Origin of the sequence: Rhodoligotrophos defluvii (assembly GCF_005281615.1) — a bacterium.
In the GTDB taxonomy this organism is placed as follows: domain Bacteria; phylum Pseudomonadota; class Alphaproteobacteria; order Rhizobiales; family Im1; genus Rhodoligotrophos; species Rhodoligotrophos defluvii.
The window spans coordinates 303,104-328,949 of sequence record NZ_SZZM01000003.1; the positions used below are offsets into that span (position 1 = coordinate 303,104).

General features: G+C 64.9%; 30 protein-coding genes. 17 read left to right on the plus strand and 13 right to left on the minus strand.

Annotation, left to right across the window (positions count from 1 at the left end; all coding sequences use genetic code 11):
- Positions 1-32: 32 nt before the first annotated feature.
- Complete coding sequence (locus E4P09_RS15705; protein WP_137390550.1) at positions 33-332, plus strand: hypothetical protein; 300 nt, start codon at positions 33-35, stop codon at positions 330-332.
- Between the two features lie 171 nt (positions 333-503).
- Positions 504-2,021, plus strand: a complete 1,518-nt coding sequence (locus tag E4P09_RS15710) for a phospholipase D-like domain-containing protein (RefSeq protein WP_137390817.1) — start codon at positions 504-506, stop codon at positions 2,019-2,021.
- A 6-nt stretch (positions 2,022-2,027) separates the two neighbouring features.
- On the opposite strand, the gene E4P09_RS15715 is transcribed toward E4P09_RS15710, so the two are convergent.
- The 4 genes from E4P09_RS15715 to E4P09_RS15730 form a co-directional block, all read right to left on the minus strand.
- Positions 2,028-3,017 (minus strand): lysylphosphatidylglycerol synthase domain-containing protein, encoded by a 990-nt coding sequence (locus E4P09_RS15715; RefSeq protein WP_137390551.1) that lies wholly within the window; start codon positions 3,015-3,017, stop codon positions 2,028-2,030.
- 72 nt (positions 3,018-3,089) lie between these two features.
- Positions 3,090-3,836: an endonuclease/exonuclease/phosphatase family protein gene (locus tag E4P09_RS15720; RefSeq protein ID WP_137390552.1), complete on the minus strand. Its 747-nt coding sequence runs from the start codon at positions 3,834-3,836 to the stop codon at positions 3,090-3,092.
- A 24-nt stretch (positions 3,837-3,860) separates the two neighbouring features.
- Positions 3,861-4,334, minus strand: coding sequence for a DUF2269 family protein (locus tag E4P09_RS15725; RefSeq protein ID WP_137390553.1), 474 nt, complete (start codon positions 4,332-4,334; stop codon positions 3,861-3,863).
- Positions 4,334-5,617 carry an SDR family oxidoreductase gene (locus E4P09_RS15730; RefSeq protein WP_137390554.1) on the minus strand — a complete coding sequence of 428 codons (1,284 nt, stop codon included), beginning with the start codon at positions 5,615-5,617 and terminating at the stop codon, positions 4,334-4,336. The genes E4P09_RS15725 and E4P09_RS15730 overlap by 1 nt, the downstream gene beginning before the upstream one ends.
- Positions 5,618-5,812: 195 nt before the next feature.
- Here E4P09_RS15730 and E4P09_RS15735 point away from each other — a divergent pair, with 195 nt between their 5' ends.
- Together E4P09_RS15735 and E4P09_RS15740 are read left to right on the plus strand one after the other, a co-directional pair.
- Complete coding sequence (locus E4P09_RS15735) at positions 5,813-6,004, plus strand: DUF3008 family protein (protein ID WP_137390555.1); 192 nt, start codon at positions 5,813-5,815, stop codon at positions 6,002-6,004.
- A gap of 42 nt (positions 6,005-6,046) precedes the next feature.
- Positions 6,047-6,226, plus strand: coding sequence for a hypothetical protein (locus E4P09_RS15740; RefSeq protein WP_137390556.1), 180 nt, complete (start codon positions 6,047-6,049; stop codon positions 6,224-6,226).
- Here the strand turns inward: E4P09_RS15740 and E4P09_RS15745 are convergent, their stop codons facing one another.
- The 4 genes from E4P09_RS15745 to E4P09_RS15760 all read right to left on the minus strand — a co-directional run bounded on the left by E4P09_RS15745 (position 6,227) and on the right by E4P09_RS15760 (position 10,204).
- A complete protein-coding gene (locus E4P09_RS15745) occupies positions 6,227-7,504 on the minus strand; it encodes a cytochrome P450 (RefSeq protein WP_205042138.1) in 1,278 nt (425 codons plus the stop codon).
- 87 nt (positions 7,505-7,591) lie between these two features.
- On the minus strand, positions 7,592-8,617 hold the full coding sequence (locus E4P09_RS15750; protein WP_137390558.1) for a Gfo/Idh/MocA family protein: 1,026 nt from the start codon (positions 8,615-8,617) through the stop codon (positions 7,592-7,594).
- Positions 8,617-9,594, minus strand: a complete 978-nt coding sequence (locus E4P09_RS15755; protein ID WP_239025226.1) for an MDR/zinc-dependent alcohol dehydrogenase-like family protein — start codon at positions 9,592-9,594, stop codon at positions 8,617-8,619. Before E4P09_RS15755 ends, E4P09_RS15750 begins: the two co-directional genes overlap by 1 nt.
- Positions 9,595-9,661: 67 nt before the next feature.
- Entirely contained in the window at positions 9,662-10,204 is a 543-nt protein-coding gene (locus tag E4P09_RS15760) for a DUF1003 domain-containing protein (protein ID WP_137390559.1), read from the minus strand.
- 154 nt (positions 10,205-10,358) lie between these two features.
- Between E4P09_RS15760 and E4P09_RS15765 the strand changes: the two genes are divergently transcribed.
- From E4P09_RS15765 to E4P09_RS15800, 8 genes are all read left to right on the plus strand, one after another.
- Entirely contained in the window at positions 10,359-11,474 is a 1,116-nt protein-coding gene (locus E4P09_RS15765; protein ID WP_137390560.1) for an NAD-dependent epimerase/dehydratase family protein, read from the plus strand.
- The gene (locus E4P09_RS15770) at positions 11,471-13,387 is read left to right on the plus strand and encodes an NAD-dependent epimerase/dehydratase family protein (protein ID WP_137390561.1); all 1,917 of its coding nucleotides are present in this window, start codon (positions 11,471-11,473) and stop codon (positions 13,385-13,387) included. Before E4P09_RS15765 ends, E4P09_RS15770 begins: the two co-directional genes overlap by 4 nt.
- Positions 13,388-13,511: 124 nt before the next feature.
- On the plus strand, positions 13,512-14,576 hold the full coding sequence (locus E4P09_RS15775; RefSeq protein WP_239025227.1) for a glycosyltransferase family 4 protein: 1,065 nt from the start codon (positions 13,512-13,514) through the stop codon (positions 14,574-14,576).
- 19 nt (positions 14,577-14,595) lie between these two features.
- On the plus strand, positions 14,596-15,732 hold the full coding sequence (locus E4P09_RS15780; protein WP_137390563.1) for a CgeB family protein: 1,137 nt from the start codon (positions 14,596-14,598) through the stop codon (positions 15,730-15,732).
- On the plus strand, positions 15,729-16,823 hold the full coding sequence (locus tag E4P09_RS15785) for a CgeB family protein (protein WP_137390564.1): 1,095 nt from the start codon (positions 15,729-15,731) through the stop codon (positions 16,821-16,823). The genes E4P09_RS15780 and E4P09_RS15785 overlap by 4 nt, the downstream gene beginning before the upstream one ends.
- Positions 16,823-17,941: a CgeB family protein gene (locus tag E4P09_RS15790; RefSeq protein WP_137390819.1), complete on the plus strand. Its 1,119-nt coding sequence runs from the start codon at positions 16,823-16,825 to the stop codon at positions 17,939-17,941. Before E4P09_RS15785 ends, E4P09_RS15790 begins: the two co-directional genes overlap by 1 nt.
- A 45-nt stretch (positions 17,942-17,986) precedes the next feature.
- The gene (locus tag E4P09_RS15795) at positions 17,987-19,021 is read left to right on the plus strand and encodes a UDP-glucuronic acid decarboxylase family protein (RefSeq protein ID WP_137390565.1); all 1,035 of its coding nucleotides are present in this window, start codon (positions 17,987-17,989) and stop codon (positions 19,019-19,021) included.
- Positions 19,022-19,113: 92 nt separating this feature from the next.
- On the plus strand, positions 19,114-19,374 hold the full coding sequence (locus E4P09_RS15800; protein WP_137390566.1) for a hypothetical protein: 261 nt from the start codon (positions 19,114-19,116) through the stop codon (positions 19,372-19,374).
- A gap of 58 nt (positions 19,375-19,432) precedes the next feature.
- On the opposite strand, the gene E4P09_RS15805 is transcribed toward E4P09_RS15800, so the two are convergent.
- From E4P09_RS15805 to E4P09_RS15820, 4 genes are all read right to left on the minus strand, one after another.
- Positions 19,433-19,945, minus strand: a complete 513-nt coding sequence (locus E4P09_RS15805) for a DUF2267 domain-containing protein (protein ID WP_137390567.1) — start codon at positions 19,943-19,945, stop codon at positions 19,433-19,435.
- Positions 19,946-19,957: 12 nt separating this feature from the next.
- Positions 19,958-20,386 (minus strand): CBS domain-containing protein, encoded by a 429-nt coding sequence (locus E4P09_RS15810; protein ID WP_205042140.1) that lies wholly within the window; start codon positions 20,384-20,386, stop codon positions 19,958-19,960.
- Positions 20,387-20,575: 189 nt separating this feature from the next.
- Positions 20,576-20,824 (minus strand): hypothetical protein, encoded by a 249-nt coding sequence (locus E4P09_RS15815; RefSeq protein WP_137390568.1) that lies wholly within the window; start codon positions 20,822-20,824, stop codon positions 20,576-20,578.
- On the minus strand, positions 20,824-21,132 hold the full coding sequence (locus tag E4P09_RS15820; protein WP_137390569.1) for a hypothetical protein: 309 nt from the start codon (positions 21,130-21,132) through the stop codon (positions 20,824-20,826). Before E4P09_RS15820 ends, E4P09_RS15815 begins: the two co-directional genes overlap by 1 nt.
- A 110-nt stretch (positions 21,133-21,242) precedes the next feature.
- Between E4P09_RS15820 and E4P09_RS15825 the strand changes: the two genes are divergently transcribed.
- The 4 genes from E4P09_RS15825 to E4P09_RS15840 all read left to right on the plus strand — a co-directional run bounded on the left by E4P09_RS15825 (position 21,243) and on the right by E4P09_RS15840 (position 24,324).
- A complete protein-coding gene (locus E4P09_RS15825) occupies positions 21,243-22,040 on the plus strand; it encodes a class I SAM-dependent methyltransferase (RefSeq protein WP_137390570.1) in 798 nt (265 codons plus the stop codon).
- A gap of 69 nt (positions 22,041-22,109) precedes the next feature.
- Positions 22,110-22,457 (plus strand): hypothetical protein, encoded by a 348-nt coding sequence (locus tag E4P09_RS15830; protein ID WP_137390571.1) that lies wholly within the window; start codon positions 22,110-22,112, stop codon positions 22,455-22,457.
- Entirely contained in the window at positions 22,387-23,532 is a 1,146-nt protein-coding gene (locus tag E4P09_RS15835) for a transglycosylase domain-containing protein (protein ID WP_137390572.1), read from the plus strand. Before E4P09_RS15830 ends, E4P09_RS15835 begins: the two co-directional genes overlap by 71 nt.
- A 312-nt stretch (positions 23,533-23,844) precedes the next feature.
- Positions 23,845-24,324, plus strand: a complete 480-nt coding sequence (locus E4P09_RS15840) for a VOC family protein (protein ID WP_137390573.1) — start codon at positions 23,845-23,847, stop codon at positions 24,322-24,324.
- Here the strand turns inward: E4P09_RS15840 and xth are convergent.
- Positions 24,299-25,153, minus strand: a complete 855-nt coding sequence (gene xth, locus E4P09_RS15845; protein ID WP_137390574.1) for an exodeoxyribonuclease III — start codon at positions 25,151-25,153, stop codon at positions 24,299-24,301. The genes E4P09_RS15840 and xth overlap by 26 nt on opposite strands.
- Positions 25,154-25,347: 194 nt before the next feature.
- Between xth and E4P09_RS15850 the strand changes: the two genes are divergently transcribed.
- Entirely contained in the window at positions 25,348-25,803 is a 456-nt protein-coding gene (locus tag E4P09_RS15850) for a hypothetical protein (RefSeq protein WP_137390575.1), read from the plus strand.
- Positions 25,804-25,846 lie beyond the last annotated feature (43 nt).

Sequence of the window (25,846 nt, forward strand, 5' to 3'; positions counted from 1 at the left end):
GACCGCAACGTCCACGGCTACCGGAGGACACAATGAACACAGAACGGCTGGTGATGGAGATCGCACAGGAGATCGCCGCGGAATTCGAGCAGAAGATTGCGGAAAACGGCGGCCGTGGCATCAATCCGGCCGATATCGCCCGATGCATTCTCCTGCGGCTCGACGCGCTTGATCTCTGCATCATGCCTAAGGAGCCGACCGTGGACATGGTGATTGCCAACTTGTCCATGACCAATGCGCCCTTCGATGCAGTGCCGGTTATCGAAGAAAAATACCGGGCCATGGTGCGTGCCGGGGCGCTTTCGCTGCTGCCCCTGCCGCAGCGCATCTGACAGGGGCAGGCACCCGGTTGCAGAACGCCTTCGTCTGGACCGAGAAGTTGGCAAGCCAAGGGAACCGAATTCCCCAGCCGCGCCTTATTCGCGCAGCACCGCCGGCATGGCCGGGGGTGAAGGCTCGATGACGGAATTTACGTGCAAAGACGGAAATCAGCCTTGCTGAAGATGCAGCGTTCAAGCGGCGAAGCGGTTGGCGAGCACGCGAGGCCGGTCGAGGGGCCCACGCGGGGGCGCGCCTCCCTCGACAGGATCATCAAGCCCGGCCAGAACTGCTGGTGTGTGGCCCAGGCTGATCGTGCAACGGTCCTCGTCGACGGCGCGGCCTATTTCGGGCAGCTCGAGGCAGCATTGCGCGCCGCCCGACATGCGATCACGATCCTTGGCTGGGACTTCGACGGGCGCATTCGCCTACGCGCCGACCAAGATCCTGAAACATCGCCGCCGCTCGGCTGGCTGCTGCGCAAGCTGGTGGAAGAAAGCCCCACGCTCGAGGTTCGCATCCTGGTGTGGAGCATGGCGGTGCTGCACGCGCCGGGAGAGCCGACCTCGCTGGTTTTCGGCGCGGCCTGGCAGGAACATCCCCGTATCCACGTCAAACTCGATACGCATCATCCCGTCTATGCAGCCCATCATCAGAAGATCGTCTGCATCGATGATCAGTTGGCCTTTGTAGGCGGGATGGACTTGACGGTTCAGCGGTGGGACGACTGCACCCACAGCGCCGGCAGCCCCTTCCGGTTGACGCCGGACGGCAGGACCTATCGCCCGGTGCACGACATTCAGATGCTGGTCGATGGAGACGCCGCCCGAAAGCTGTGCACGCTCGCGCGGGAACGTTGGCAGGCGGCCACCGGCGAGGCGCTCGCACCCTGCCCTTCCGCAGACGGCGTGGACTTATGGCCGACCAATCTCGCTGTGGATTTCCGCCATGTGCCCGTCGCGATCGCCCGCACCATGCCAGTTATGGGCGATCAGCCGAGCATCGAGGAGGCCGAGCGGCTCACGCTCGATGCCCTGCGCGCGGCGCGGCGCTCCATCTACATCGAGGCGCAATACCTCACTGCGCGCTCGGTGGGGCGCATGCTCTGCGAGCAGCTCGAACGGCCCGACGGCCCCGAGATCGTCGCGGTGATCACTTACGAGTCGAGCGGGGTGATCGAGCGTTTCATCATGGCCAACAACCGGGACCGGCTGCTGCGCACCCTGGCCAAGGCCGATCGCCACGGCCGGTTTTACGCCTGCTATCCCGTCGTGCCGAGTGACGGCGGCGAGCAGCTGCTGCACGTCCATTCCAAGCTGATCATCGTCGACGACCGCTTCCTGCGCGTCGGCTCGTCCAATCTGAACAACCGTTCCGCCGGACTGGACAGCGAATGCGACTTGGGGATTGAGGCGGCCACGCCGGATGTTGCCGCAAGCATCCGGCGCATTCGCGACCAGCTGCTCGCCGAGCATCTCGGCAAGACCGAGGAAGAAGTGACCGCCGCGATCAAGCGGGAAGGCTTGATTGCTGCCGTGAAACGGTTCTCGGGCGATAACCGGGGCTTGAGGCCCTTCCCCGCCATGTCGGACCAGGGACCGAAAGGCGAACTGTTCGGCACGGCGCTGCTGGACCCCAAGCGGCCATACCGCCTCCTCCGCTTCTTCAAGCCGCGGATCGGCCGGCGCCGCCGTCGCCGCTGACGGCCTTCATTGCTTTCTGCGCAAGACCAGCTCGCTTATGCCGAATGATGCAAGCCCGAGCATCAGCGGCCCGAGGAAGTAGACGCAGCGGAACAGCAGCAGCGGCCCGATCAGGTTCTTGCCCGGCACCACATAAAGAACCACGCTTTCGATGACGCCGAGGCCGCCGGGCACATGGCTGATCATGGTGGCGCTATTGGCCAGAACATAGGCGGAGGCGGTCTGGAAGTAGCCGACGTCCGCCGCCGCCGCGAGCACTTGGTGCAGGCAGGCGGCCACCAGCGCGAAGTTCAGCGGCCCAATGATGATTTGTCCCAGGGCGAGCCGCATCGGCGGCATGTGCAAGGTCCAGCCGCGGATGGTGAGCGGCTTGCGGAGCTTGGCCGACAGCAGGACATACAGGCCGGCAACGGCCAGCATGCCGAGGCCGAAGGCCATGACCACATTCGTGGACAGACCGGTCATTTTCACGGCGAGCTCCGTGTCCAGTATCAGCGCCACGCCACCGAGGATGGTTAGGCCGAGGGCCACGGTCATGCCGCAAAACAGCATCAGCTTGGCCACGTCGCCGGCGCCGAGCCCCCAGCGGGAATAGAAGCGATAGCGGATCGCGCCGCTGCTCAGGCCGGCAAAGCCGATGGAATGGCCGAGAGCCAGGCTGGTGAACGAGGCGATCGCCGCCTGCCGATAGGGCAACGGCCGCTCGACATAGCGCAGGGCGAGATAATCGAAGCCGGTTAGGCACAGGTAGCTCGCCGCCGCGAACAGGCCCGCGAGCGCCAGACGATAGGGCGGGACCGAGCGGATCGATGCGAGGATCTCCGCGAGGCTGTATTGGCTCAACGTCCTGTACAGAAGGCCGACCGCCAAGATGGTGATGCCGATGCCGATCCAGGTCGCCCAAGTGGCCTTGCGCTTTCGCTTGTCTGAAGGATCGTCCTGCTGCGTCGCAGAAGGGACCTCGGCCGCCGCGGTCGGCCTATAGGGATAATTCATCGCGTTGACCTGGATTCGAAACACCGAGGCATGCGGGGAAAACGCGCCCGGCGCCGCTGCGATCCATATCGGTTAGGCCTGATCCCCGGGCGTTGCGCCCAGCGTGAAATCGACCGCAAGCGGCAGATGGTCAGAGGCAATGCGCGCCAGCGGCGTCATCACCGTGCCGACGCGGGTCACGGTGACGGGGCCGCGGATAAACACGTGATCGATCCTGCGCACGGGAAAGGCGCTGGGATAGGTTCGGTGGCGGGGACCGGCCAACGTATACTGGACGTCGCGCAGCTCGCTCACGATGCGTCTGTAGAGCGGCGAGCGCGACGTGGTGTTGAAGTCACCGACCAGGCAGACCGGCCCGGTGCAGGCAGTATGGCCCAGCCATTCTGGGCCCAAGAGAGCCTCGATTTGCTTGAACCTCTCCCTGCGGCGAAGCCCGAGATGGGTGTTGATCAGCTGCAGGCTCTTGCCCCCGATGCGCAAGGTGGCCCACATGGCGCCGCGCGGCTCGCCCCAGAAGCGGCCATGGGCGGGCAACGCCTCCGCCTTGACCAGCACCGCCGGCTCGGGCGTCAGAATCGCGTTGCCATACTGCTCCTCCATTACCCTCAGGGTGGCATGGAACAGCATCTGCATGCTCAGCGCGTCGGCGATCGCCTGGGCCTGGTCGATAAAGCCCGTACGCCTTCGGTTTACGTCCAGCTCCTGCAGGCACACGATATCCGGCTCCGCCGCTGCGATCACCTCGGCGATCCGCGTCGGCGATAACTCCCCGTCGAGGCCGAGGCAGCGGCGGACATTGTAGGTCAGCAGGCGCGGCAAGGCTCCTCCATGGCTGCACAGTCTTCACCAGCCGATTGCCGGGCGGGTGATCATCAGCCAGAAAATCGCAAGCACCGCGAAGAACGCGGGAAAACCGAAAATGAACCAGGTTCGGAACAGCCGGTAATAGCGGTCGGGCAGCGGCGTCCGACTGGCGGCGGCCGCAGCGGCAAGGTTGCGCATCTCCATCTGCATCCACACGACCGGCAGCCAGAACAGGCCGGTGACGATATAGAGAATGATGGAGAGCACGATCCATCCTTCGGTGAGCGCATAGCCGGTGATCTGGGCCAGCAGAACCCCGGTGACGGGCTGGGCCACCACGGCCGTGGCGGTGAACAGGAAATCGGCCACCACCACGATGCGCGCCACGCCAGCGATCAGCGCCGCATCGCCCGTGCGGTGCGCCAACAGCATGAAGAAGGCGATGCCGGCGCCCGTGCCCAACAGTACCGCTGCGCCGATCACATGCAGGTATTTCAGCAGGAAATAGGCCATCACCGTTCATCCAGGGTCGCCAGGGCGATAAAATGCAGCACCAGGATGGGCCAGATCTTCAAGAGGGGACCCAATGGCTCGGCCCACAGCTCCGGCAGCAGGATCGTGCCAGCGGTCGCGTAAAACAGCGAGAGGAAGATGGCGCCGTAAAGGCCTGCGCGGGCATAGGGCCGATAGACGAGCATTAAGCCCACCACGATGTCGGCCAGCGCGCCGGCGATCACCGAGGGGCCGGCCAGGGCCCCTGCCCCCGTCCTGTGCATGAGATCCTCGCCGATTTCGTAGCCCACGGTCAGCGAAATGATCCCGGTACCGAGCCAGAACATCGACAGCACGATGAAGGTGAGCGCCTTGAGGAAGTAGAGCTTGGCGAACCATCGCTCCTGCACGGTAGCCGGCATCCGCGTGAGAGCGGTACTCAGGCTCTGCGGGGCGATGCCGGTAATCTCGGTCCATTGCGCCGGGGACCCTACAGCGCCGCGCAGGATCTCCTTGCGGACGGTGGTGCGCATGGGCGGCCGCCAGCCGAGCTGCCCGACCATGTCGCCCAACTTGTAGAGCAGGCTCTCCACGGGCCCGGGCAGCCTGATGCTGCGCGCCGGCGGCCAGCCGAGCCAGCGCCGATACAGCGCGACGATATCCGCCATGCTCAGCCGCTCGGGCCCGGCAAGCTCGAGAGCCACTCGGCTCGGCGCGCCGGGGGTGAGGAACAGGGCGACTGTGTCCGTCACATCATTGAGCTGCACCACCTGGAGTTCGCCGGTGTCGCCCATGAGCGGCAGACGAGGCAGGGCAGCGAGACCGCGGAACAATGCGCTGGCGCCGAAGACCGGGCGGCCGAGCACCACCGATGGCCGCAGGATCACCCAGTCGAGGTCCAAGGCCATCAACGCCTGGTCGCCTTCGTATTTGCTCTCCGAAAAGCGGGACACCGCCCCGCGGTCGACGCCGATCGCCGAGAAATGGATCACCCGGCGGATGCCGAGGCGGGCGCAAGCCTCGAACAGCGCGGCCGCTCCGCGCGCATGGACCGCCACATCCTCCCGCGGGCTGTCCTGCAACACGCCCACGCAGTTCACCACCGCCTCGATGCCGGCGAGGTGCCCTGCCCAATCATCGGCACCGGCTTGCGCCATGTCGAGGACCACCACCGCGGACACCGCAAGCGGCAGCGGCGCGCCGGCATCGCGCACGGCCGCAACGATTTCATGGCCATCGGCGGCAAGGCGAGCCACAATGGATCCACCGATCAGCCCCGATGCCCCCGTAACCAGCACTTTCATTCCCGTTGCCTTCTCCTTGGCGGGCCAAGCCGAACCGAGCCGCACGAGCCAAGCGCGAAACCGGCGCGGGCATGAGAACGTTCCCTCGGCCCGGCGGCGATGCTCCCACCCAACAAGGGGGAACGTTCTCCCGCGCTGGGCCGTTGGATCTCAATCACGGCATTTCACGGGCCATCGCAATGATGAGGTGATCCCATGCCAGCAAAATCGAAAGCGCAGCAGATGGCAGCCGGCGCTGCTCTGGCTGCCAAACGTGGCGAGAAGAAGAAGAGCGAGCTCAAGGGCGCTTCGAAGTCGATGGTTGAGTCGATGAGCGAGAAGGAGCTGCACGACATGGCATCCACCAAGCGCAAGGGCAAGCCGGAACACGCCTCCAAGAAGTCGTGACGCGGAAGCCGTCGTGCTTCTCGTTGGAGCAAAGGAGATCCCATGAGCAGCAAAGCCCCGCCCGTTCCGCCCGCTAACCGCACCGACAAGGGCCCGCGGGACGAGAACGCCAGGCTCGGCCAGCAGAACGGCTCGAAAGTTCCGGAAAATCCGGACAAGCAGGGCCAGACCGGCAATGTGAAGGAAAACACCACCAATCAGGGTTATCAGCAGGACCGCTGATCACAGCCTGACGTGATCGATCGCAAAGCCGCTCTCGGGCAGGGTCGGCATGCGGTTGAGCTTGATCGAAAGATCCTGCTCGGGCACCCGGTAATGCATGCAGAGCAGCAGGCTTGTCGCCTTCTTGGTCAGCTCGAGGGTGATGCGCTCGCCGGGGCAGCGATGACCGGTGAACACATTGCCGGCCCCCTGCGGCACCAGCGTATAGAGATCGTTGTCCCAGGCCGAGAACCGCTCGGGGCGAAAGGCGTTCGGCTCGGGCCAGATCTGCGGGTCGTGGTTGGTGCCGTGGAGGTCGAGCAGCACCCACTGGCCGGGCGGGATTGCGAAAGCCTCAAAGGCAAGCATCTCACGGGCAATGCCGCCAATGAAGGGGAAGAACGGATAATACCGCCGCACCTCCTGGGCAAAGGCTTCAAGGTCCCTGTCCGCGTGTGGATCGAGGCCCTTTGCCAGGTCCGGGAGGCTGTGGAGCGCATGGGCCGCAAACACGATGAAATGACCCACGGCCACGGTAGGACGCAAGAGGTTGATCAGCTCGACTGCCGCAGCTTCCACCGAAAGCGGCTGGCCATCGAGGTCCCGGTGCTGAGCGATGCGCATCAGCGGGGCTTCGGGTGAGATGTTGAGACGCCCCGCCCGTGCGTCCTCGATGAGCGACCCGGCCCAGCGCTCGGTCTGGCGGCGGCGCCAGCGCGCCTGCCAGTAAGCCGGACCGAGCACCGACACCATCTCGATCATGTCGGAAAGGCTGCGGGTCAGGGCGCCCGCATCGATGCTGGCGAGCGGCGCGCCGGTCCATTCGCATACGGCCCGGGCAATGATCCCGTTCACCTCGTCGAACAGCCTGACCGGCTGGCGCTGCGGCCATTGCGCCGCGACAAGCTGCCAGTGCCGGCTGAAGAGCTCCGTCAGCCGCGCGATGGACGGCTCGGTCATCAGCCCCATGAACATGGCTTTTCGCTGGCGGTGGGCGGCATCATCCAGCATTTGCACGCTGCCCTTGTCCTGGAGCAGCTTCACCACACGGCCCGGCATGGCCGCACCCGTGCGCGTGAACCGGTCGCCGTCATAGAAGAAGCGGGCGGCCTCGGCGCCGCCCATGCAAAGGACGTCGCGCAGCATCAGGCGCGTGCGGAAGACATTGCTGCCCAGTCTATGGCGGCGTCGCGCGATATAGTCATAGCCATCGCGGAGCAAGGCCAGAGTGCCGTCGAATTCTGGCGCGCGGGGTATCGCGTGCTTCGCCGCGGTTGCTGTATCGGGGCTGGCGGCCACTGACATTCTCCGGACAAGAGCGGGCGTAGGCCGATCGGTGCAGGCAGAACGGCGTGGGCCGCGGGACCGTTCCTCTCAGGACTTGCGTCAGCGGCCGTAAATCCGGTCGAGCACCCTGGCGATGTCGAGCAGACGTTCGGCGGCGGGATCGTAACGACGGCACGCGGCAAGCTGCTTTACCCAGGCCACCCCGGCCCGGCCGCCCCAGGCATCCGGCGGCGAGGTCAGCACCTCTCGCGCAGTGCCGCGATAGCGCTCGGCCGTGAAATCATAGAACGAGCCATTCACGTTGCGCAGCGCGACGCCGCCCCGAGTGCCGTAGAAGGCTGCGGAAATCAGCGCATCCATGCCGGCCTGCAGCCGCCAGGAACAGGCCAGGCGCACCACCGTGCCCGTCTCCAGGCGCAACGTGGCATCCGCGTAATCCTCCACTGTGCGAGGTTGCGGTGGCAGCGGCTTGCCGCCGGCCAGAAGATGGCCGTTCACCTCCGCCACTCCGGGGAAATCGAGCGTCCATAGGGCGAGGTCGACCAGATGGACACCCAGGTCCATGACGCAGCCGCCGCCGGATAGGGCTGGATCATAGAACCAGCTCTTGTCCGGACCATAGGCGTTGTGAAACACCAGTTCGACCGCGTAGATCTCGCCCAGCTCGCCCGATTGGACCAGATCCCGGACGCGGCGCATGCCCTCGGTAAAGCGGTAGGAGAAATCGACCGCCAGCAGGCGGTCGGCCCGCCGCGCCGCCGCGAGCACCATTTCCACCTCCCGAGCGGTACGGCCGAGCGGCTTCTGACAGAACACCGCGGTGCCGCGCTCCAGCGCCGCGATCGACTGCTCGGCATGGAGCGCGCTGGGTGTCGCGATGACGACCCCGTCGAGCTCGAGATCGAGCAGACTGTCGAGGTCGGCCGCCATGACGGCATCCGTCGCCAGCGCCTGCGCCGCCTCGAGCATCTCGGCCGAAGGATCCGCAATACCGACGATCTCGGCGATGCCGGCTTCCGCGATGGCTTCCATGCGGTGGCGGCCGATCCAGCCGATGCCGAGAAAGCCGAGGCGAGGCCGCTTGGCGCACGATTCCTTGGGCGTGTCCAGAACGGGCTTGTCCATCAGTACATCACCAGTGCCTTGAGAAAGCCATCCGGCCGGTCGCGCGTGGCGTTCAGCGCCTCGTCCAGCCGTTCGAGGGCAAAGCGATGGGTATAGAGCGGCTGCGGTTCCAGCAGGCCCGAGGAGACTGCATCCACCGCCTCGCGCATGCCGCGGACATATTCCGCGGGGTCGCGCTCGTGCGCGTTGATGACGTCGAGTCCGCGCCAGTTCCACAGCTGCATGTTCACCTGCCGCGGCCCGTCCTGGTGGTAGCCGGCAATGACGAGCCGCCCGCGCTCGCGCGTGAGCTCGCCGGCCAGATCGAGCGGCCACGGCTTGCCTACGGCCTCGATCACCCGGTCGCAGAAGCGCCGGCCGGTGAGCGCTTTAACGCGATCGATGATCGCATGGTGATCGTCCATGGGGATCACCTCGGCCGCGCCCATGCGGCGGGCCAGATCCAGCGCGAACGGCCGGCGCGAGATGGCAATGACCTCGGCGCCGGCGGCATAGGCGAGCCGGGTGAGCAGCGCGCCGAGAAATCCAATGCCGATGATGCACACGGTCTGCCCCGCCGCGACTTCGCTGCGACGGAAGATGTTCATCGCACAGCCGAGCGGCTCGCCCGGGAAGGGCTGTCCGGCGAGCGCCTCGGGCAGAGGCACCACCGCGTCGGCTGCAGCGAGATCATACGTGCCATAGGCATGGTGCGAGAGAGCGGCCACCCGGTCGCCGCGCTTGATCCCTTCCACGCCTTCGCCCACCGCATCGACGATGCCCCAGCCCTCGTGGCCCAGCGCTCCCGGCTCGGTTGGAAACCGCATCCATTCGGGCCCCGCCCAAGGACCGAGATTGGAGGCGCACACCCCGGAGCCTTCCAGCTTGATGCGCACCTCGCCCGGTTTCGGCTCAGGGATCGGCAAGGTATCGATACGGATCTGGCCCGGACCGGTAACGACCGCGGCCTGCATGGTTTTCGCGGAAAATGGCTTCATCGGCAGGTTCCTGGCTAGAGGCTGTTTTGGGAACTCGGCAAAGGTCATGAACAATCAGTTGCGCAAATCATGAGCCATCGCGGTCGTCGAGCTCGTCGAGCACCGTTTCCGGCTTCACGTCCTGCTTAAGCTCGGCGAGTTCCTCGTCGGCTTCGCTGTGAACATCGAGCTTGGCGGCGATGGCCGATGTGATCTCGACCAGCCTGGTGATCTCGTGCTCGCTCAACAGAGAGATCTGCAGGTTGAGATCGGCGCGCTTGTCCGCCGTGGCGGCCATGCGATTTTGGCTGATCAGCACGAAGGTTGAAAGGAAGATCGCCTCGACGGAGGCGACCATGGCAAGAATGACAAGACTGGGATCCCAGGGCGCGACCGGTGGGATCCAGCCGAGATTGGCCGTGATCCAGAAGCCGAAGACCAGGACGTGGAGGTAGACCGAGCGCATGCTGCCGGTGAAGGCGGTGATCGCATCCGCGACGCGCTCCTGCAGCGGCAAGCGCGCCATCTCCTGCTCGCGGCGAGCAAGGATCGTCTGGATGTTGCGCTCCAGGATCGGCGCGATCCGCTTCGGCTGATCGGCCGATCCGTTCGCCGCCTTGGCCTGCGCCATCGAGGGGACCTCCGGAACCGAAGCCTAAACGCTCCGCCTCGCCTTTGGTTCTCGCGCAGTCCGGGCTGCTCCATAGTGTCGCGGAACCATTCTGGAACTTCAACGTTCCACCACCGGCAACAAACGCTCAGCTCACCATCAAATGGGGAAGGATTTGGACAAGGTTCTCGTCACCGGCGGCTGCGGCTTTATCGGCCGCCATGTAAGCCGCGAGCTTCAGGAGCATGGCTATCACGTGCGCGTGCTGGACTCCCTCGTCGAGCAGGTGCATGGCGCTGCCGAGGACGGCGGCGCGCCCATCTCCGACGAGGTTGAGTTCATCCGCGGCGACATGCGCGATGCGGACACGGTCGCGCGCGCGCTCGACGGGGTCGACGGCGTGCTCCATCTCGCGGCGGAGGTGGGCGTCGGGCAATCCATGTATGAGATCGCCCGCTATGTGGGCGCCAATGACCTGGGCACTGCCGTGCTGCTCGAGCAGATGATCCAGCGGCCGATCAAACGCGTCGTGGTCGCGTCATCCATGAGCGTCTATGGCGAGGGGCTCTATGTCAGGCCAGACGGCAGCCGCGTGGGTAACGCACGCCGCCAGCCGTCGCGGGTAAAAGCGCTGCTGTGGGACCCGGTAGATGCGGATGGCAGCCCCTTGCGGCCGGTGCCGACCGATGAGGAAAAGCCGGTCGATCTCGCCTCGATCTATGCGCTCACCAAATACGCGCAGGAACGCCAGGTACTGATCTTCGGTGAGGCCTATGGCGTCGAAGCGGTCGCGCTGCGCCTATTCAACGTCTTCGGCCCGGGACAGGCCCTGTCGAACCCCTACACGGGCGTGCTCGCCAATTTCGCCGCGCGGCTGGCCAACGACCAGCCGCCGATGATCTTCGAGGACGGCAACCAGCAGCGCGATTTCGTGCATGTACGCGATGTGGCGCGTGCCTTCCGCCTTGCGCTCGAGCAGCCACGCGCGTCCGGCCACGTCATCAATATCGGCAGCGGGAAGGCCTATTCGATCACCGAGGTCGCGACGCGCCTTGCCAAGGCCATGGGCAAGCCGGCCATTGCGCCAGACATCCTGCACAAGGCGCGGTCCGGCGACATCAGGAACTGCTTTGCCGACATCGCCAAGGCGCGCGACCTGTTGGGTTTCGAGCCGCAGCACAGGCTCGAACATTCCCTGGCGGAGCTCGCCGATTGGGTTAGGAGCACCTCCGCCGTGGATCGCGGTGCCGAGATGCGCCGCCAGTTGGAAGAGCGGGGCCTTGTATCATGACGGCGGAACCGGACGCGCCCGCGCAGGACGCGCGACGCTTCGGCGTCGTCGAGCGGTTCCGGCCCGGCGACTATGATCAGGCCGAGCGAGCCATAGCGGAAATCGCGCGCTCCGGTGCCAGCCATATCCGCACCGGCTTGTCATGGGCCGAGTACCATGAAGAAGGCGGCAAGGCCTGGTTCGACTGGCTGATCCCGAAGCTCGCGGCTCAGTTCGACCTTCTGCCCTGCTTGAGCCCGCCATGGCCGGACGAGGCCGCCGATGCCCTCGATCATCTGCTGATCCGCTACGGCCACCATTTCCAGGCCATCGAACTGCCTTGGGACGGGCCGGAGCATGTGGTCGGCACCGCCGCCAGGCGCGCACGGCAGCGCGGCCATCGGCTGGTTCTCGGCGGCCTGTTCCTGTCCGATCTTCGCTGGCTGGACCTCATGGGCCAGAGGGGTTTGCTTGAGCATGTCTCCGCCGTCGGCCTGCGAGCTTTCCCCGCGACCTGGCGCAGCGGTATCGCCGATTGGACCGAGCCGCTCGGCCGCGTCCGGGCGCTTGTCGGTCGCTACAATCGGGATGCCGAAACATGGATCACCGAGGTGGGCCACCCCACCTGGCGCAACGACGAGGCCGAGCAGGTGCGGCGCTTTCTTGCGGCGCTGGATGCCCCGGCGGATCGCATCTATTGGTCGCGCTGGCGCGATGAGCCGGTGCAGGACGGCTTGGATCCCCAGCTCTCTCACCTGGGCGCCACCATGGCAGATGGTCGGCCGAAGCTTCTGGCGCGGCTGCTGATGGACGGTGGTGTCGCCAGGGCTCGGCAGATTGCGCGGCTGCCCGCGCCGGCCATGCTTGGGCGGACGAGACCGGTGGCTGTGCTGGGCGGCAGCGGCTTCATCGGCAGCAACCTTGCCCGAAGCTTCCTCGCCCGGGGCGACGAGGTCATCGTCATCGACAATCTCAGCCGGCCGGGGGTTGATCGGAATCTCGACTGGCTGATGGACGAGCATGGCAGCCGGGTGCATCCTGTCCTGGCCGACATTCGCGATCCGCTGGCGCTCGAGCCGGCGCTGCGCGATGCCGGGGCGGTGTTCCACTTGGCGGCCCAGACGGCGGTGACCACCAGCCTCGCCGACCCGCTGGACGATTTCGAGATCAACGCCCGCGGCACCATGAACGTGCTGGAGGCGGTTCGTCGGCAAGGCCGGCGGACACCCGTGATCTTCGCCAGCACCAACAAGGTCTATGGCAGCCTGGACAATATTGCCCTCGCCGAGCTCGACGACCGGTACGTGCCCGCTGACGAGATGGTGCGGGCGCGCGGCATCAGCGAGGCGCGCAGCCTGGATTTCTGCACGCCCTATGGCTGTTCCAAGGGCGTCGCCGACCAGTATGTGCTGGACTATGCCAAGTCCTATGGCATTCCCACCGCCGTGCTGCGCATGAGCTGCATCTATGGTCCGCGCCAGTTCGGCACCGAGGACCAGGGCTGGGTCGCCCATTTCCTCATCCGCGCGCTGCAGGGCGAGCCGATCGTCATCTATGGCGATGGCAAGCAGGTGCGCGACATCCTCCATGTGGACGATGCGGTAGCAGCCTACCGCGCGGTGCTTTCCTCCATCGATGCGGTGAGCGGGCACGTGTTCAACCTGGGCGGCGGCCCACGCAATGCGGTGAGCCTGCGCAGCGTGATCCGCGAGATTGGCCGCATCATCGGACGGGACGTGCCTGTCACCTACAGCGACTGGCGCAAGGGCGACCAGCTCTACTTCGTGGCCAATACCGGCAAGCTGGAAGACACGGTCGGCTGGAGTGCGCGCCGCAGCTGGCGCGAGGGTCTCGCCGACCTCGCCAGCTGGCTCAGGGCCAACCGGATCTTCCGGAACGAAGAGGCACCCCCTCTCGCGAGAGTGACGGCTTAACCCCATCCGGCTCGCCGTGCAGATATCAGCCCGCCCGGCCAGCCGGTGCCATCAATGCAACCGCAGCGCTATCGCGCGAGGAGACATGTTGCAGAGGCCGAGACACCACCCCACGCGTGTTCTGATGACCATCGATGCGGTCGGCGGCGTCTGGCGGTACGCTATGGAACTCGCCATGGCCTTGGGCCGGCGTGGCATCGAAGTGGTCTTTGCCGGTTTCGGGCCGCAGCCTTCCCCGGCGCAACGGGCGGAGGCCGACCGCATCGGGCAGCTGGCCTGGCTCGATGCGCCGCTGGACTGGATGGCGGAAGAAGCGTCCGCCTTGCGGAAAGTTCCCGAGTTGATCGCCAAGCTTGCCGATGACGTTGAAGCAGATCTTCTGCACCTCAACCTGCCATCGCAAGCGAGCGGCTTGACGGTCTCGGCGCCGGTGCTGGTGGTGTCCCATTCCTGCGTCGTGAGCTGGTTCCGCGCTGTCCGGAATGGACCCGTGCCGGAGCACTGGACCTGGCAGGCAGACCTCAACCGGGCCGGCTTCGCCAGCGCTCACGCCGTGGTGGCGCCGAGCCGCAGCCATGCGGCCATGTTGAAGGCCTGCTACGGACCCATTCAAGGCCTGACCGTTATTCACAATGGCTTGGAGGGGGCCATTTCCGCGGAACCTAAGCAGGATTTCGTCTTCGCCGCGGGCCGGTGGTGGGACGATGGGAAGAACGGCGCGGTGCTGGACGAGGCGGCGCGCCACATCGTGTGGCCGGTGAAGGCGGCCGGGGCGACGCAAGGCCCCAACGGCCGGGGCTTTGCCTTTCATCATGCCCGCGCGCTCGGCGAGATTGCCCATGGCAAGGTCCGCCAGCTCATGGGCGAGGCCGCCATCGTGGTGTCGCCTTCGATTTATGAACCGTTCGGCCTCGTCGCGCTGGAGGGCGCGCGCGCGCAAGCAGCCCTCGTTCTCGCCGATATCCCGACCTATCGCGAGCTCTGGGACGGCGCGGCCGTGTTCGCCGATCCCCGGGAGCCGAAGGCCTTCGCTGAAGCTGTCAACCGCCTTGCCCGTCATCCGGCGCAGCGGGCCGAGCTCGGCCGGCGCGCCTTCGCCCGCGCGCAAGCCTATTCCAGCACCACCCAATGCGCCGCCTTCAGCGCGCTCTACGAGCGGCTGACAGCCATGGCGGCCGCCCTTCCCTGACATCTCAAAGCGGAGGCCCATGCGTTTCGCTCTCTATACCCATTCCCTTGTGTCCGACTGGAACCACGGCAATGCCCACTTCCTGCGCGGCCTCATGCGCGAGCTGATCGCCCGCGGGATCGAGGCCGTGGCCTTCGAGCCGGCAAAGGGCTGGAGCCGGGAGAACCTGCTCAACGAACAGGGCCCGTCGGCACTGGCGCGTTTCGAGCACGATTTCCCCGAGCTCAAGACGACGCTCTACGGGCCGGGCTTCGACCACGAGGCGGCCCTTGCTCAAATGCAGCCAGACGTGGTGATCGTGCATGAGTGGACCGACCCGGAGCTGGTGGCACGCCTCGGCAGGATGCGCCGCGACGGCCACGGCTTCACCCTGCTGTTCCACGATACGCATCATCGGGCCGCCTCGGCCCACGATCAGATCGCCAACCTCATGTTGCAGGACTATGACGCGGTGCTCGCTTTCGGCGAGACGCTGCGCGAGCGCTATGTGAAGGCGGGCTGGGGCCGGCAGGTCTTCACCTGGCACGAAGCGGCCGATGATCGGCTGTTCCGGCCGATGCCCGAGGTGAAGCGCACGCGGGACCTGATCTGGATCGGCAACTGGGGCGATGGCGAGCGCACGGCCGAGCTGTCGCGCTTCCTGGTCGAGCCTGCCCGGCAGCTCGAGGTTTCCGGCACGATCCACGGCGTGCGCTATCCTCAGGATGCGGTCTCCATGCTCTCCACCACCGGCCTGCGCTACCAGGGGTGGATCGCCAATGCGGATGTGCCGCGGGCGTTTGCCGCGCACAAGGTCACGCTTCACATTCCGCGGCGCCCCTATGTCGAGGCGCTGCCAGGCATTCCGACGATCCGGGTCTTCGAGGCGCTGGCCTGCGGCATCCCGCTCATCTCAGCGCCGTGGAACGACTGCGAGGGCCTGTTCCGCCCGGGCGAGGATTTCCTCTATGCGCGCGATGGCGAGGAAATGACCAGATTGTTGGCTGAGCTCCTGGCGGATCCGGAGCGGACGGCAGAGCTCGCCGCATCCGGCCTTGCCACCATTCAGGCGCGCCATACCTGTCGCCACCGCGTCGACGAGCTCTTCGCCATTCTCGAAAGCTGCGGCAGCGATCGCCTCGTCCGTCAACTCCCGACACCCAAGGCCGCGCAATGAAGATCGCATTCTACGGCTCCAGCCTTCTGTCTTCCTACTGGAACGGCGCCGCGACCTACTATCGCGGCCTGCTGCGGGCGCTCGCGGCGCGCGGCTTCGACATCACCTTCTATGAGCCGGATGTCTATGACCGGCAGAAGCATCGCGACATAGATCCGCCCGACTGGTGCAAAGTGGTGGTCTATGACGGCACGCTCGATGCGCTCAAGGCGGTGGCCGCCAGGGCGTGCGAGGCCGATGTGGTGGTGAAGGCCAGCGGCGTCGGCTTCGAGGACGATGCGCTGCTCGCCCATGTGCTCGCCGCCGCCCGGCCGGAGGCCATCAAGATTTTCTGGGACGTCGATGCGCCGGCGACTCTTGCCGAGCTGCGTGCCCATCCCGACCATCCCCTCCGCCGGTCCCTCGGCAGGATCGACCTCGTGCTGACCTATGGCGGTGGCGATCCGGTGGTGCGGGCCTATCGCAGCATCGGGGCTGCCGAATGCGTGCCGATCTACAATGCCCTCGATCCGGAGACGCACCACCCCGTGCCGCGGGATGAGCGTTTCGATGGCGACCTCGCGTTTCTCGGCAACCGGCTGCCCGACCGGGAGGCGCGGGTCGAGGCCTTCTTCCTTGAACCCGCCGCGCGCCTGCCCGGCCAGCGCTTCCTCCTGGGCGGTGCCGGCTGGGGCGACAAGCCCATGTCGCCGAACGTGACCTATATCGGCCATGTCTCGACCCGCGACCACAATGCCTTCAACGTCACGCCCAAGGCGGTCCTGAACATCAGCCGGGAGAGCATGGCGCAGAACGGCTTTTCTCCGGCAACCCGCGTGTTCGAGGCGGCAGGCGCTGCCGCCTGCCTGATCACCGATGCCTGGGTAGGCTTGGACATCTTCCTGAAGGAGGGGGAGGAGGTGCTGGTCGCGCGCGACGGCAAGGATGTGGCTGACCTGCTCGCCGCCCTTACCCCCGAACGGGGCCGCCAGATCGGCGAGCGGGCACGCCAACGGGTGCTGCGGGAGCATACCTATGCCCACCGCGCGGCCGAGGTCGACCGCATTCTCCATGCCTATGCCGGGCGCGCAATGAGCGAGGTGGCGCGATGATGCCGCCGTCGCTCGACATCGTCGTGCTCGGCCTCTCCCTCTCCTCTTCCTGGGGAAACGGGCATGCCACCACCTATCGCGGGCTCTTGCGCGCCTTGAACCAGCTCGGCCACCGGGTGCTGTTCCTCGAACGGGACATGCCCTGGTATGCGAACCACCGCGACCTCGCCGACCCCGACTTCTGCGCGCTTGAGTATTATGCGAGCGTCGACGATCTCATCACCCGCTTTGCCGGACAGATCAAACGCGCCGACGCGGTGATCGTCGGCTCCTATGTGCCGGAAGGCGTGGTGGTCATCGACGAGGTGTCCCGCCTGGTGGCGCGCAGCCGCGGCACGAACGCCTTCTGCTTCTATGATATCGACACACCGGTGACCCTGGCCAAGCTCCGGCGCGGCGACGAGGAATATATCGCCCGGCGCCAGGTGCCGCTGTTCGATGTCTATTTCTCGTTTTCCGGCGGGCCGGTGCTCAATGTGATCGAGCAGGAGTTCGGGGCGCGCTTCGCCGCCGCCCTCTACTGCTCGGCCGATCCGGAGCGGTACTGCCCCACGGGTGAGCCCATCCAATGGGACCTGGGCTATCTCGGCACCTATAGCCCCGACCGCCAGCCGGCACTCGAGCGGCTGTTGCTCGAACCGGCCCGGCAGCTGCCGGAAATGCGCTTCGCGGTCGCAGGGCCGCAATATCCTGCCGATATTCAATGGCCGGCCAATGTGGAGCGCATCGAACACCTGGGCCCGGCCGACCACCCCTCCTTCTATTCCAGACAGCGTTTCACCCTGAACATTACCCGTGCCGACATGGTCGCGGCCGGCTGGTCCCCCAGTGTGCGCCTGTTCGAAGCGGCTGCCTGCGGCACCCCGGTGATCAGCGATGACTGGGATGGCCTCGACCGGATCTTCCCTGACGGCGAAGCGATCCTCATTGCCCGATCGAGCGAAGACGTGGTGACGGTACTGTCCAAGATGACCGAAGCAAAGCGAGGCTCCATCGGTCAAGCCGCACGTGCGTGCGTGTTGAGCGCCCATACAGGGGAAGCACGCGCGAAGGAGCTTCTATTTTGCCTTGGAACCTGTTGGCGGCAGAGCCGTTTTGTACAACAGGCGGGCGCATGACCGCCCTGTGGATCGGCCATTTTGCTTGACGAAAGGGCTCGCAACATGAGTATCGGCACCAAGAGTAATACAAAAAAGACGATTGTTGTTACAGGCGGGGCCGGTTTTATTGGATCACATCTGTGCGAATTTTTTCTTGCGCAGGGATACAAAGTAATATGCATCGACAATTACCTGACTGGCTCGAAAAACAATATCGATCGCTGGAAGGATCATGCCAAATTTAAGTTGATAGAGCAGGATATCTGCGAGACGATCGAAATAGATGAGCCGATCGACTGCATCTACAATCTGGCCTGCCCGGCGTCGCCTGTACATTACCAGGCGGATCCCGTGCATACGATGATGAGCAACGTGCTCGGCACTCGCAACCTTCTGTTGCTGGCAGAGCAGCATGGCGCCACGTTCGTGCAGGCTTCGACCAGCGAAGTCTACGGCGATCCCGAACAGCACCCGCAGCTGGAGACCTACTGGGGCCACGTGAACTGCACGGGCCCACGCGCCTGCTATGATGAGGGCAAGCGTGCCGCCGAAGCGCTCTGCTTCGATTTTTTTCGCGCCGGCCGGGTCGATGCCCGGGTCGCCCGCATCTTCAACACCTATGGCCCTCGCATGCAGCCGGATGACGGCCGCATCATCTCAAACCTCGTGATGCAGGCGCTCAAGGGCGAGCCGCTCACCGTCTATGGCAGCGGCAATCAGACCCGCTCGTTCTGCTATGTCTCCGACATGGTGCGCGGGCTGGTGGCGATGATGGAGATGAGCCCCAATCGTGGCCTGCCGATCAATCTTGGCAACCCGCAGGAATTCACCATAAACGAACTCGCCGAGCTGGTGCTGGTGCTGGTGCCGACCACCTCGAAGATCCTGTACAAGCCCCTGCCAGCCGACGATCCGCAGCGGCGCAAGCCCGACATCAGCCGGGCAAGAGAGATCCTGAAATGGCAACCGCGGGTTCCCCTCGCAGAGGGCCTGCTCAAGACCATTGGCTGGTTCTCGCAGATTGCCAATCGCCGTGTCGTACCCCAGAAGCTCAAGCCGGCCGCCGCCAAGGAGAGTCTGGCGCGCAGCGCAATCTAGCAGCAGCTCAGGCTACCCTTGGCCGGAACCCATCGAAGGCGTTTCCCATTCACCTTGCAAGCGTGCTTGCAAGCGAGCAAGGAGCACATGCCATGGCAGAAGCGAAGAAAACCACCAATCACGATGAAATCCGCAAATGGGCGGAAGCGCACGGCGGACGCCCTGCCCACGTGAGCCGGACTGGCAATGGTGACGATGCGGGCATCCTCAGGCTGGATTTCGGCGAGCCGGACGAGCAGCTTGAAGAGATTTCCTGGGAGGAGTTCTTCGAGAAGTTCGAGGAGAAAAAGCTGGCTCTGCTGTACCAGGACGAGGACGACAGCCGGTTCAACAAGTTTGTCCGGCGCGATTGAGCGGTTTATCTCGGGCAACCTGCAGAGCTTCGCCGCCCTGCAGGTTGCTTCATGGCCATCAGCCACGTTGTTGCGCGCCTGCCCCGCGTTCCGCCTGCTCGCGGCGCGCGGCCGGACTTCCTTGCATAGTCCCTTGCCCATCGGCGCCGGCGCCGAACAGCCGGCGGATCTCCTGAGGCAAAGCCTGCTTCACGTCATCCATCTCGCCGGGCGCGATATGCCGGTCGAGCACCTGGAAGACCGCGCGGGTGCAGTCCACCGCGTCCATGGGCGGCATGTCGCCGATCCGCTTCTGCACAAGCGCGATGAACTCGTCGAGAGAGCGCACCGTCAGGGGTTGGATTGAAGGCCGGTAGCCCTCGTAATAGATGCCGCGCACCAGGAGAGGCAGCTGCGCGCCGAGATGGGCCGCCTGGTCGGTGGTCAGCCGGTCCCTCAGGGTCTGCAGCACAGCGCGCAGCGCATGATAGCAGCGCTGCTTGTCGGGACCGATCACTTCGCCGATCTCGCCAAGCCAGATATGGGTGGCCTGGAGCGACCTGTCGAAAACTTCAAGGCCGGTTGCACTCATGAGGTTACCTCCTTATCGGTCTGGCTCGGAGGGTGAGGAGATCTCTTCCAGGGTCTGCTCGACATCCTCGCTCTCGCTCTTCGTGGCGAGGTCGCCCAACGACACGATACCGACCAGCCGCTGGTCATGGTCGATGACGGGCACACGCCTGATCTGGACGTCGGCCATCTTGTCGAGCACGTCGTCGACGTCATCGTCGTCGTAGCACCACACCACCTCGTCGGTCATGGCATCCGAGACCCTGGTCTCGCTGGGCGGCTGGCCCGCCGCTGTCGCCCGTACGGCAATGTCACGGTCGGTGATCATGCCGACCAGACGATTGCCATCGCAGACCGGCAGCACACCGACGTTGAGCTGATCCATCATGCGCGCGGCTTCGCTCAGCGGCGCGCCTGGGGAAACGACACGGACGTCACGTGTCATCACGCTTGCGATATTCATGCGCATCCTCCTCATGATGAGAGATGCCACCCGGCGGCTGGGAGCCGATTGCACACGGGCGGTCTATTTCAGGCAATGGCCTTCGCCCTCGATCGTTCCGGATGTGTGGGGGCAAAATAGTGGGCGGCGCGGGGATCCGAGCAAGCGAAACAGGCCGCGCGCGTTTCGCTTCGCGGCCTGTCGGCTGGATCAGCTCTTTTCGGTTGTTGCCGGTTGCGGCCGATGCCCGCTTTGGGTCGGATGATTGTGCTTGTTGTGGTTGCGGCTTTCCTGATTCATGCCGCCACGGCTGACCGGCATCTCGCTTTGACGGGCCTCTCTATCCGGCGTACGGATCTCCACGTCATTGGGGTCCGTCCCGGGCTCGCCAGGCCGCGGAATGTCGGGCTTGCGCTCGAAGGTCCGCAGCTGCTGCTCATGAGTCTTGGATCCTGCCATTAGCGGTCTCCTCTCGACTGTTCCTCGCGACGCTGCTCGGAGGCCCGCTCGCGCGCGTCGGCCCGTTGCTCGGTCCGGTGCAAGCCTTCCATCACGTCATACGGCTCGCCGTGCTCTCCCGCCTGCCGCTGGCGCTCGTTGGGAAACCGGCTCTGATCGGTGCCCTGCAGCTCATTCCTGCCCATGATGTCGTCGGCGAGATCCGCCTCATCGAGGGTATCGCGCGGGCGCCCTGCGCCGAGGCCTGCACGGCGCGGCCCCTTCTGGCCGCGATCGCCGCCGCCCATGTGTTTTCCGGCATTGGCCATGTCATGTCCTCCATTTGCCTTTGAAGGGGGAACCCGAGCATAGGGGCACGGTTCCAAAAGCCACGGGCACCTGCTATGGCGACATTTCGCCCGACCGGAAGCCCCAGGCCATGAAGCAGAACAAATACGATGATCCCGCATTCTTCGCCGCCTATCGCGACATGCAGCGATCTCGGGAGGGGCTGGAAGCGGCTGGAGAATGGCCGGCCTTCCGCACCATGCTGCCGCCGTTTCGGGACAAGCGGGTTCTCGATCTCGGCTGCGGCTTCGGCTGGCACTGCCGCTATGCCCGCGCGGAGGGGGCACGGTCGGTGGTCGGGGTCGATCTGTCGGAGAGGATGCTGGCCCAGGCCCGGGTGCTCGGAACCGACCCTGCCGTTCGCTACGAGAACGCGGCCATAGAGGATTTGGCCTTCCCCGACGGTTCTTTCGATGTGGTGCTCAGCTCGCTTGCCCTGCACTACGTGGCGGACGTCCGATCGGTTTGCGTGAAGGTCTACCGCTGGCTCACCCCGGGCGGAGCTTTCGTCTTCTCGGTGGAACATCCGATCTTCACCGCGCGGGCGGCGCAGGACTGGCACTACGGTGCCGATGGCGAGCGCCTCCACTGGCCGGTGGACGACTACCAGCATGAAGGTCTGCGGCGGACCAGCTGGCTCGCGGAGAATGTGGCCAAATATCACAGGACCATAGCCGGTTATCTCAATCCGCTGCTCGAATGCGGCTTCATCCTGCGCCGGATCGAAGAGCCGGTGCCCGCGGCGGAAACACGCGCGCGAGACCTCGCGCGCGACCCGGCCCTGAAGGACGAATGGCGGCGGCCGATGTTCCTGCTGGCTCGCGCCGACAGACCCGAGCATGAGCATGGCAAATATGCGATCGCCTTTCATGGAGGATGGGCCTATTGATGCTCCCCGAAATGGGAACACGGGCCTCTTGCATGTTCCCAAAATTGGGAACATAATGCGCAGGCATTCATGATCGTGGTCGGCACGTCCGTGCTGGTGGATTTTGGCAGCCGTCACCCGGAGGCCGAGGCCGCCTTGCGCGCGCTGAACGGCTTGCTCCGGGAGGCAGCCTGGACCGATCGTACCGATGTCGAACGGGAATGCGGCGCCGTCGCGCAAGCCGGCGCCGATGGGCGGGTGGTGCTTGAGCTTGCGGATGTAGGCTGCCGCGTCACCCTGTGGGTCAATTACGAGTTGGGGGTGGTGCGTATCGCATCTGCCACGGAAACCGCCAAGGCGGGATCAGATGGAACAAAATCTCGACAAAGCGGTCAGGCCGATCAGGAGCGAGGCGGACTACCGCGCCGCCCTCGCTGAAATCGACGAATTGTTCGCGGCTGAGCCGGGCAGTACGGAAGCGGACCGACTGGAGGTGCTGTGCATCCTGGTTGCCGAGTACGAGCGGAAGACCCATCCGGTCGCGCCGCCGGATCCGGTGGAGTTCCTGTCCTTCGCCATGCGGGCGCAGGGGCGTACCCAGGCGGATCTGGCCGAAGTGCTGGGCTCGCGCTCGCGCGCGTCGGAAGTTCTGAGCCGCAAGCGGCATCTCTCCGCCGATATGATCGCAAAGCTTTCGGAGCGTTGGTCCTTGCCTCGGGACCTGTTGTCTGCCCCCTATGCAATCGCCACCGGCGCGCGTCAGGCGGCGCGCCGCGCCTTCGCCGCGGCGGTAATCGTCCTGGCCGTCGCGACGGCCGGTATCGGAGGTGTGTTCTGGAGCTATGGGCGGGAGCTGCCCAGCATGGCCGAGATCACGCACTACACGCCGCCCGAGCTCGCCCGTTACGATGCCGACGGCCGGCTCGTCGAGTATCGGCGGTTCGTGCCCCTGTCGCAAATCCCGCCCCACGTGGTGAAGGCGTTTCTCGCGGCAGAAGATCAGGACTACTATGCGCATGCAGGTTATAGCCTGCCGGCGATCATGCGGGCAGCGATGCAGAATCTCGCGGGCGTCGGTTCCGGCCGCAAGCCCTCGGGAGGGTCCACCATCACCCAGCAGCTGGCGAAAAATCTCGTGCTCACTGGCGAGGCGCCGTCGCTCGACCGCAAGATCAAGGAGCTCATCCTGGCATCTCGGCTCGAGCGCGCGCTCAGCAAGGACCGTATCCTGGAGCTTTACTTGAACCAGATCTATTTCGGCGGACACGCCTTTGGCATAGCCGCGGCCGCGCAGCAGTATTTCGGCAAGCGGCCGGACGAGCTCAGCATCGCCGAGGCTGCCTATCTCGCCGCCCTGCCCAAGGCACCGAACCATTACCGGTTGGATGTCGCTGATAACCGCGCACGCGCCAAGGAGCGGCGCGATTGGGTGCTGCGCCGCATGGCGGATGACGGACTGATCACTGTGTCCGCCGCCCATTTCGCGCAAGCGGAGCCGCTGACCCGTCACTAGAGCGCTTCCGCTTTTCTTCGAATCGGGGATCCGCTCTAAGCTGTTACTTGGTCGCATTTTCTTCACGCGAACCGGTCTCCACTTCGCTCGAAAATGCTTTAGGCTTGACGAGCCTGAACTCGGCGTTCAGCCGACGCATGTTGGCGCCGGGGAGCGCAGCTGGCGTAACTTGGCCCACCACCTGCGGCCATGGCTTTGCTCGGCTCACGGCAGGACCTTGACAATCATACCTACTAGTTGGTACGTTGAAATCAACTTAGATGGCCAGAGATGTTTCGCGACCATACGCCCCCACCGCCAGGAGGAACGCACATGATCAGGCAGAAGATTACCCCGGTGCTCTGGTTCGACAACAACGCCGAGGCGGCTGTCAACTTCTACATCGCGCTGTTCGAGAACTCGCGCATCACCGGCATCACCAGGTATGGGGACGCCGCGCCGGGACCGAAAGGTGATGTGATGTCGATTGGCTTTGAGCTCGCGGGCCAGACCTTTGCGGCCATCAATGGCGGACCGAGCTTCACATTCAGCCCGGCCGTCTCGTTCTTCATCCATTGCGACACCCAAGCGGAGATCGACCATTTCTGGGACAAGTTGCTTCCAGGCGGCGCGCCTCAGCAATGCGGCTGGATCACGGACCGCTTCGGTCTGGTCTGGCAAGTCAACTACACCGGGGTCATCGAAATGTTGCAAGATCCCGATCCCGTCCGGGCCGACCGGGTGATGCAGGCCATGATGCCGATGACGAAGATCGAGATCGCCAAGCTCAAGGCTGCCTACGAAGGCGCGTGAGCCGCGGCCGTGGCCGGCCTGTGCTGATCTTCCCGACCTGGCCGGCATCCCTGCCCTGCTCGGCCAGGGTGATCCAGGCCGGGGCATGGTCGCTGGCGTGTTCCCATCCGCGCACCTCCCGGTCCACCCCCGCCATGCGCAGGCGGTCGGCGATGGATGGGCTGAGCAGGAGGTGGTCCAGGCGCAGCCCGGCATTCCGCCCCCAGGCATTGCGAAAATAATCCCAGAATGTATAGATCCGCTCGTTCGGATGAAGCTTGCGGAGCGCATCCGTCCAGCCCTGGGCCAACAGCTCGTGAAAGGCCGCGCGCACTTCGGGCCGGAACAGCGCGTCGTCCACCCAGCGCTCCGGCTTGTAGACGTCGATCTCCGTGGGCATGACATTGAAGTCTCCGGCGAGGATCACCGGGGCGCCGGTCGCCAGCAGTTCCGCCGCATAAGCGATCAACCGGTCGAGCCAGCGCAGCTTGTAATCGAATTTCGGCCCAGGCGCCGGGTTGCCGTTGGGCACATAAGCACAGCCGATGAGCACGCCGTTCACCGCAGCCTCGATGTAGCGGCTGTGGTGGTCGTCATCGCCACCCGGCAGCGCGCGTCGGGTGAGGACCGGTTCCCGCCCGCGCGCCAATATGGCGACCCCGTTCCAGCTCTTCTGGCCTTGCCAGACCGCGCCATAGCCGGCCTGCTCGAGCGCGGTCGCCGGAAATTTCTCGTGAGCCGCCTTCAGCTCCTGCAGGCAGACCACGTCGGGCACAGCTTCGCCGAGCCAGCGCAGCAGGACCGGCAGGCGTCCATTGATCCCGTTCACGTTAAATGTCGCGATCTTCACCGGGCGAACTCAACCTTTCCCAGTATTCTACTTCATCAAGCATAGAAAAATGCCGCCCTCGCCGCCGTACGGCAAAGCATCACGCTTGGACAAGCAAACCTTGACATATTTACGTCCTTTTTACTATCTAAGGTTGCAAAAACTTGCTGTCCCCGTTCGTCCGTAACGGGGGGGTCGATTTGAGAGCTGGATCTGTGAAAGCCTCGGGAGAGCGGGGAATCGTCCCCGAACAGAACGCCTCGTCCGATATGGGCATGCTGGGGCCCATCATGATGTTCGGCGTGCTGCCGGGCATATTCACGGTTGCAGGATCGGTGGCAGCGGCCGTGATCGAGGCGAAATCTGCCATGGCGACGACAACGGCCAAAAATGAGGCGGACAAGCATGCGCTGGAAGAGGCGGCCGTGGCCAAACAGGTGGAGACCGCAACAAAGCTCTATCTCGACCATTCGCCGCAAAGCGATCAAGACCTTATTCGGCTGGCGCACGCGCATCTCATCGACCCGAAATATCTGGACGGGCTTGGCTACACCACCGATCGATCCGGCGGGCATAGCACTCCCTCCGGGCAAGCCGACGACGCAAACCACGCACATCAGGCCTCTGATCAACCGTCGCACATTGATGCAAGTTGGTTCAGTGTTGCTTAATGCGTACGTAAAGTTTGGGTTTGTTTTTGTGTCTCCGTTTTTT

Bases quoted from the DNA above. Each gene is read 5' to 3' on its own strand.
- E4P09_RS15795 (WP_137390565.1), top strand. From the start codon at position 17,987: ATGAGTATCGGCACCAAGAGTAATACAAAAAAGACGATTGTTGTTACA.
- E4P09_RS15820 (WP_137390569.1), bottom strand. From the start codon at position 21,132: ATGGCCAATGCCGGAAAACACATGGGCGGCGGCGATCGCGGCCAGAAG.
- E4P09_RS15840 (WP_137390573.1), top strand. From the start codon at position 23,845: ATGATCAGGCAGAAGATTACCCCGGTGCTCTGGTTCGACAACAACGCC.
- E4P09_RS15805 (WP_137390567.1), bottom strand. From the start codon at position 19,945: ATGAGTGCAACCGGCCTTGAAGTTTTCGACAGGTCGCTCCAGGCCACC.
- E4P09_RS15780 (WP_137390563.1), top strand. From the start codon at position 14,596: ATGCGTTTCGCTCTCTATACCCATTCCCTTGTGTCCGACTGGAACCAC.
- E4P09_RS15760 (WP_137390559.1), bottom strand. From the start codon at position 10,204: ATGGCGCAGGCCAAGGCGGCGAACGGATCGGCCGATCAGCCGAAGCGG.
- E4P09_RS15715 (WP_137390551.1), bottom strand. From the start codon at position 3,017: ATGAATTATCCCTATAGGCCGACCGCGGCGGCCGAGGTCCCTTCTGCG.
- E4P09_RS15750 (WP_137390558.1), bottom strand. From the start codon at position 8,617: ATGGACAAGCCCGTTCTGGACACGCCCAAGGAATCGTGCGCCAAGCGG.
- E4P09_RS15735 (WP_137390555.1), top strand. From the start codon at position 5,813: ATGCCAGCAAAATCGAAAGCGCAGCAGATGGCAGCCGGCGCTGCTCTG.
- E4P09_RS15800 (WP_137390566.1), top strand. From the start codon at position 19,114: ATGGCAGAAGCGAAGAAAACCACCAATCACGATGAAATCCGCAAATGG.
- E4P09_RS15755 (WP_239025226.1), bottom strand. From the start codon at position 9,594: ATGAAGCCATTTTCCGCGAAAACCATGCAGGCCGCGGTCGTTACCGGT.
- E4P09_RS15790 (WP_137390819.1), top strand. From the start codon at position 16,823: ATGCCGCCGTCGCTCGACATCGTCGTGCTCGGCCTCTCCCTCTCCTCT.
- E4P09_RS15725 (WP_137390553.1), bottom strand. From the start codon at position 4,334: ATGGCCTATTTCCTGCTGAAATACCTGCATGTGATCGGCGCAGCGGTA.
- E4P09_RS15775 (WP_239025227.1), top strand. From the start codon at position 13,512: ATGACCATCGATGCGGTCGGCGGCGTCTGGCGGTACGCTATGGAACTC.
- E4P09_RS15815 (WP_137390568.1), bottom strand. From the start codon at position 20,824: ATGGCAGGATCCAAGACTCATGAGCAGCAGCTGCGGACCTTCGAGCGC.
- E4P09_RS15705 (WP_137390550.1), top strand. From the start codon at position 33: ATGAACACAGAACGGCTGGTGATGGAGATCGCACAGGAGATCGCCGCG.
- E4P09_RS15830 (WP_137390571.1), top strand. From the start codon at position 22,110: ATGATCGTGGTCGGCACGTCCGTGCTGGTGGATTTTGGCAGCCGTCAC.
- E4P09_RS15810 (WP_205042140.1), bottom strand. From the start codon at position 20,386: ATGAATATCGCAAGCGTGATGACACGTGACGTCCGTGTCGTTTCCCCA.
- E4P09_RS15835 (WP_137390572.1), top strand. From the start codon at position 22,387: ATGGAACAAAATCTCGACAAAGCGGTCAGGCCGATCAGGAGCGAGGCG.
- E4P09_RS15825 (WP_137390570.1), top strand. From the start codon at position 21,243: ATGAAGCAGAACAAATACGATGATCCCGCATTCTTCGCCGCCTATCGC.
- E4P09_RS15730 (WP_137390554.1), bottom strand. From the start codon at position 5,617: ATGAAAGTGCTGGTTACGGGGGCATCGGGGCTGATCGGTGGATCCATT.
- E4P09_RS15740 (WP_137390556.1), top strand. From the start codon at position 6,047: ATGAGCAGCAAAGCCCCGCCCGTTCCGCCCGCTAACCGCACCGACAAG.
- E4P09_RS15770 (WP_137390561.1), top strand. From the start codon at position 11,471: ATGACGGCGGAACCGGACGCGCCCGCGCAGGACGCGCGACGCTTCGGC.
- E4P09_RS15785 (WP_137390564.1), top strand. From the start codon at position 15,729: ATGAAGATCGCATTCTACGGCTCCAGCCTTCTGTCTTCCTACTGGAAC.
- E4P09_RS15710 (WP_137390817.1), top strand. From the start codon at position 504: ATGCAGCGTTCAAGCGGCGAAGCGGTTGGCGAGCACGCGAGGCCGGTC.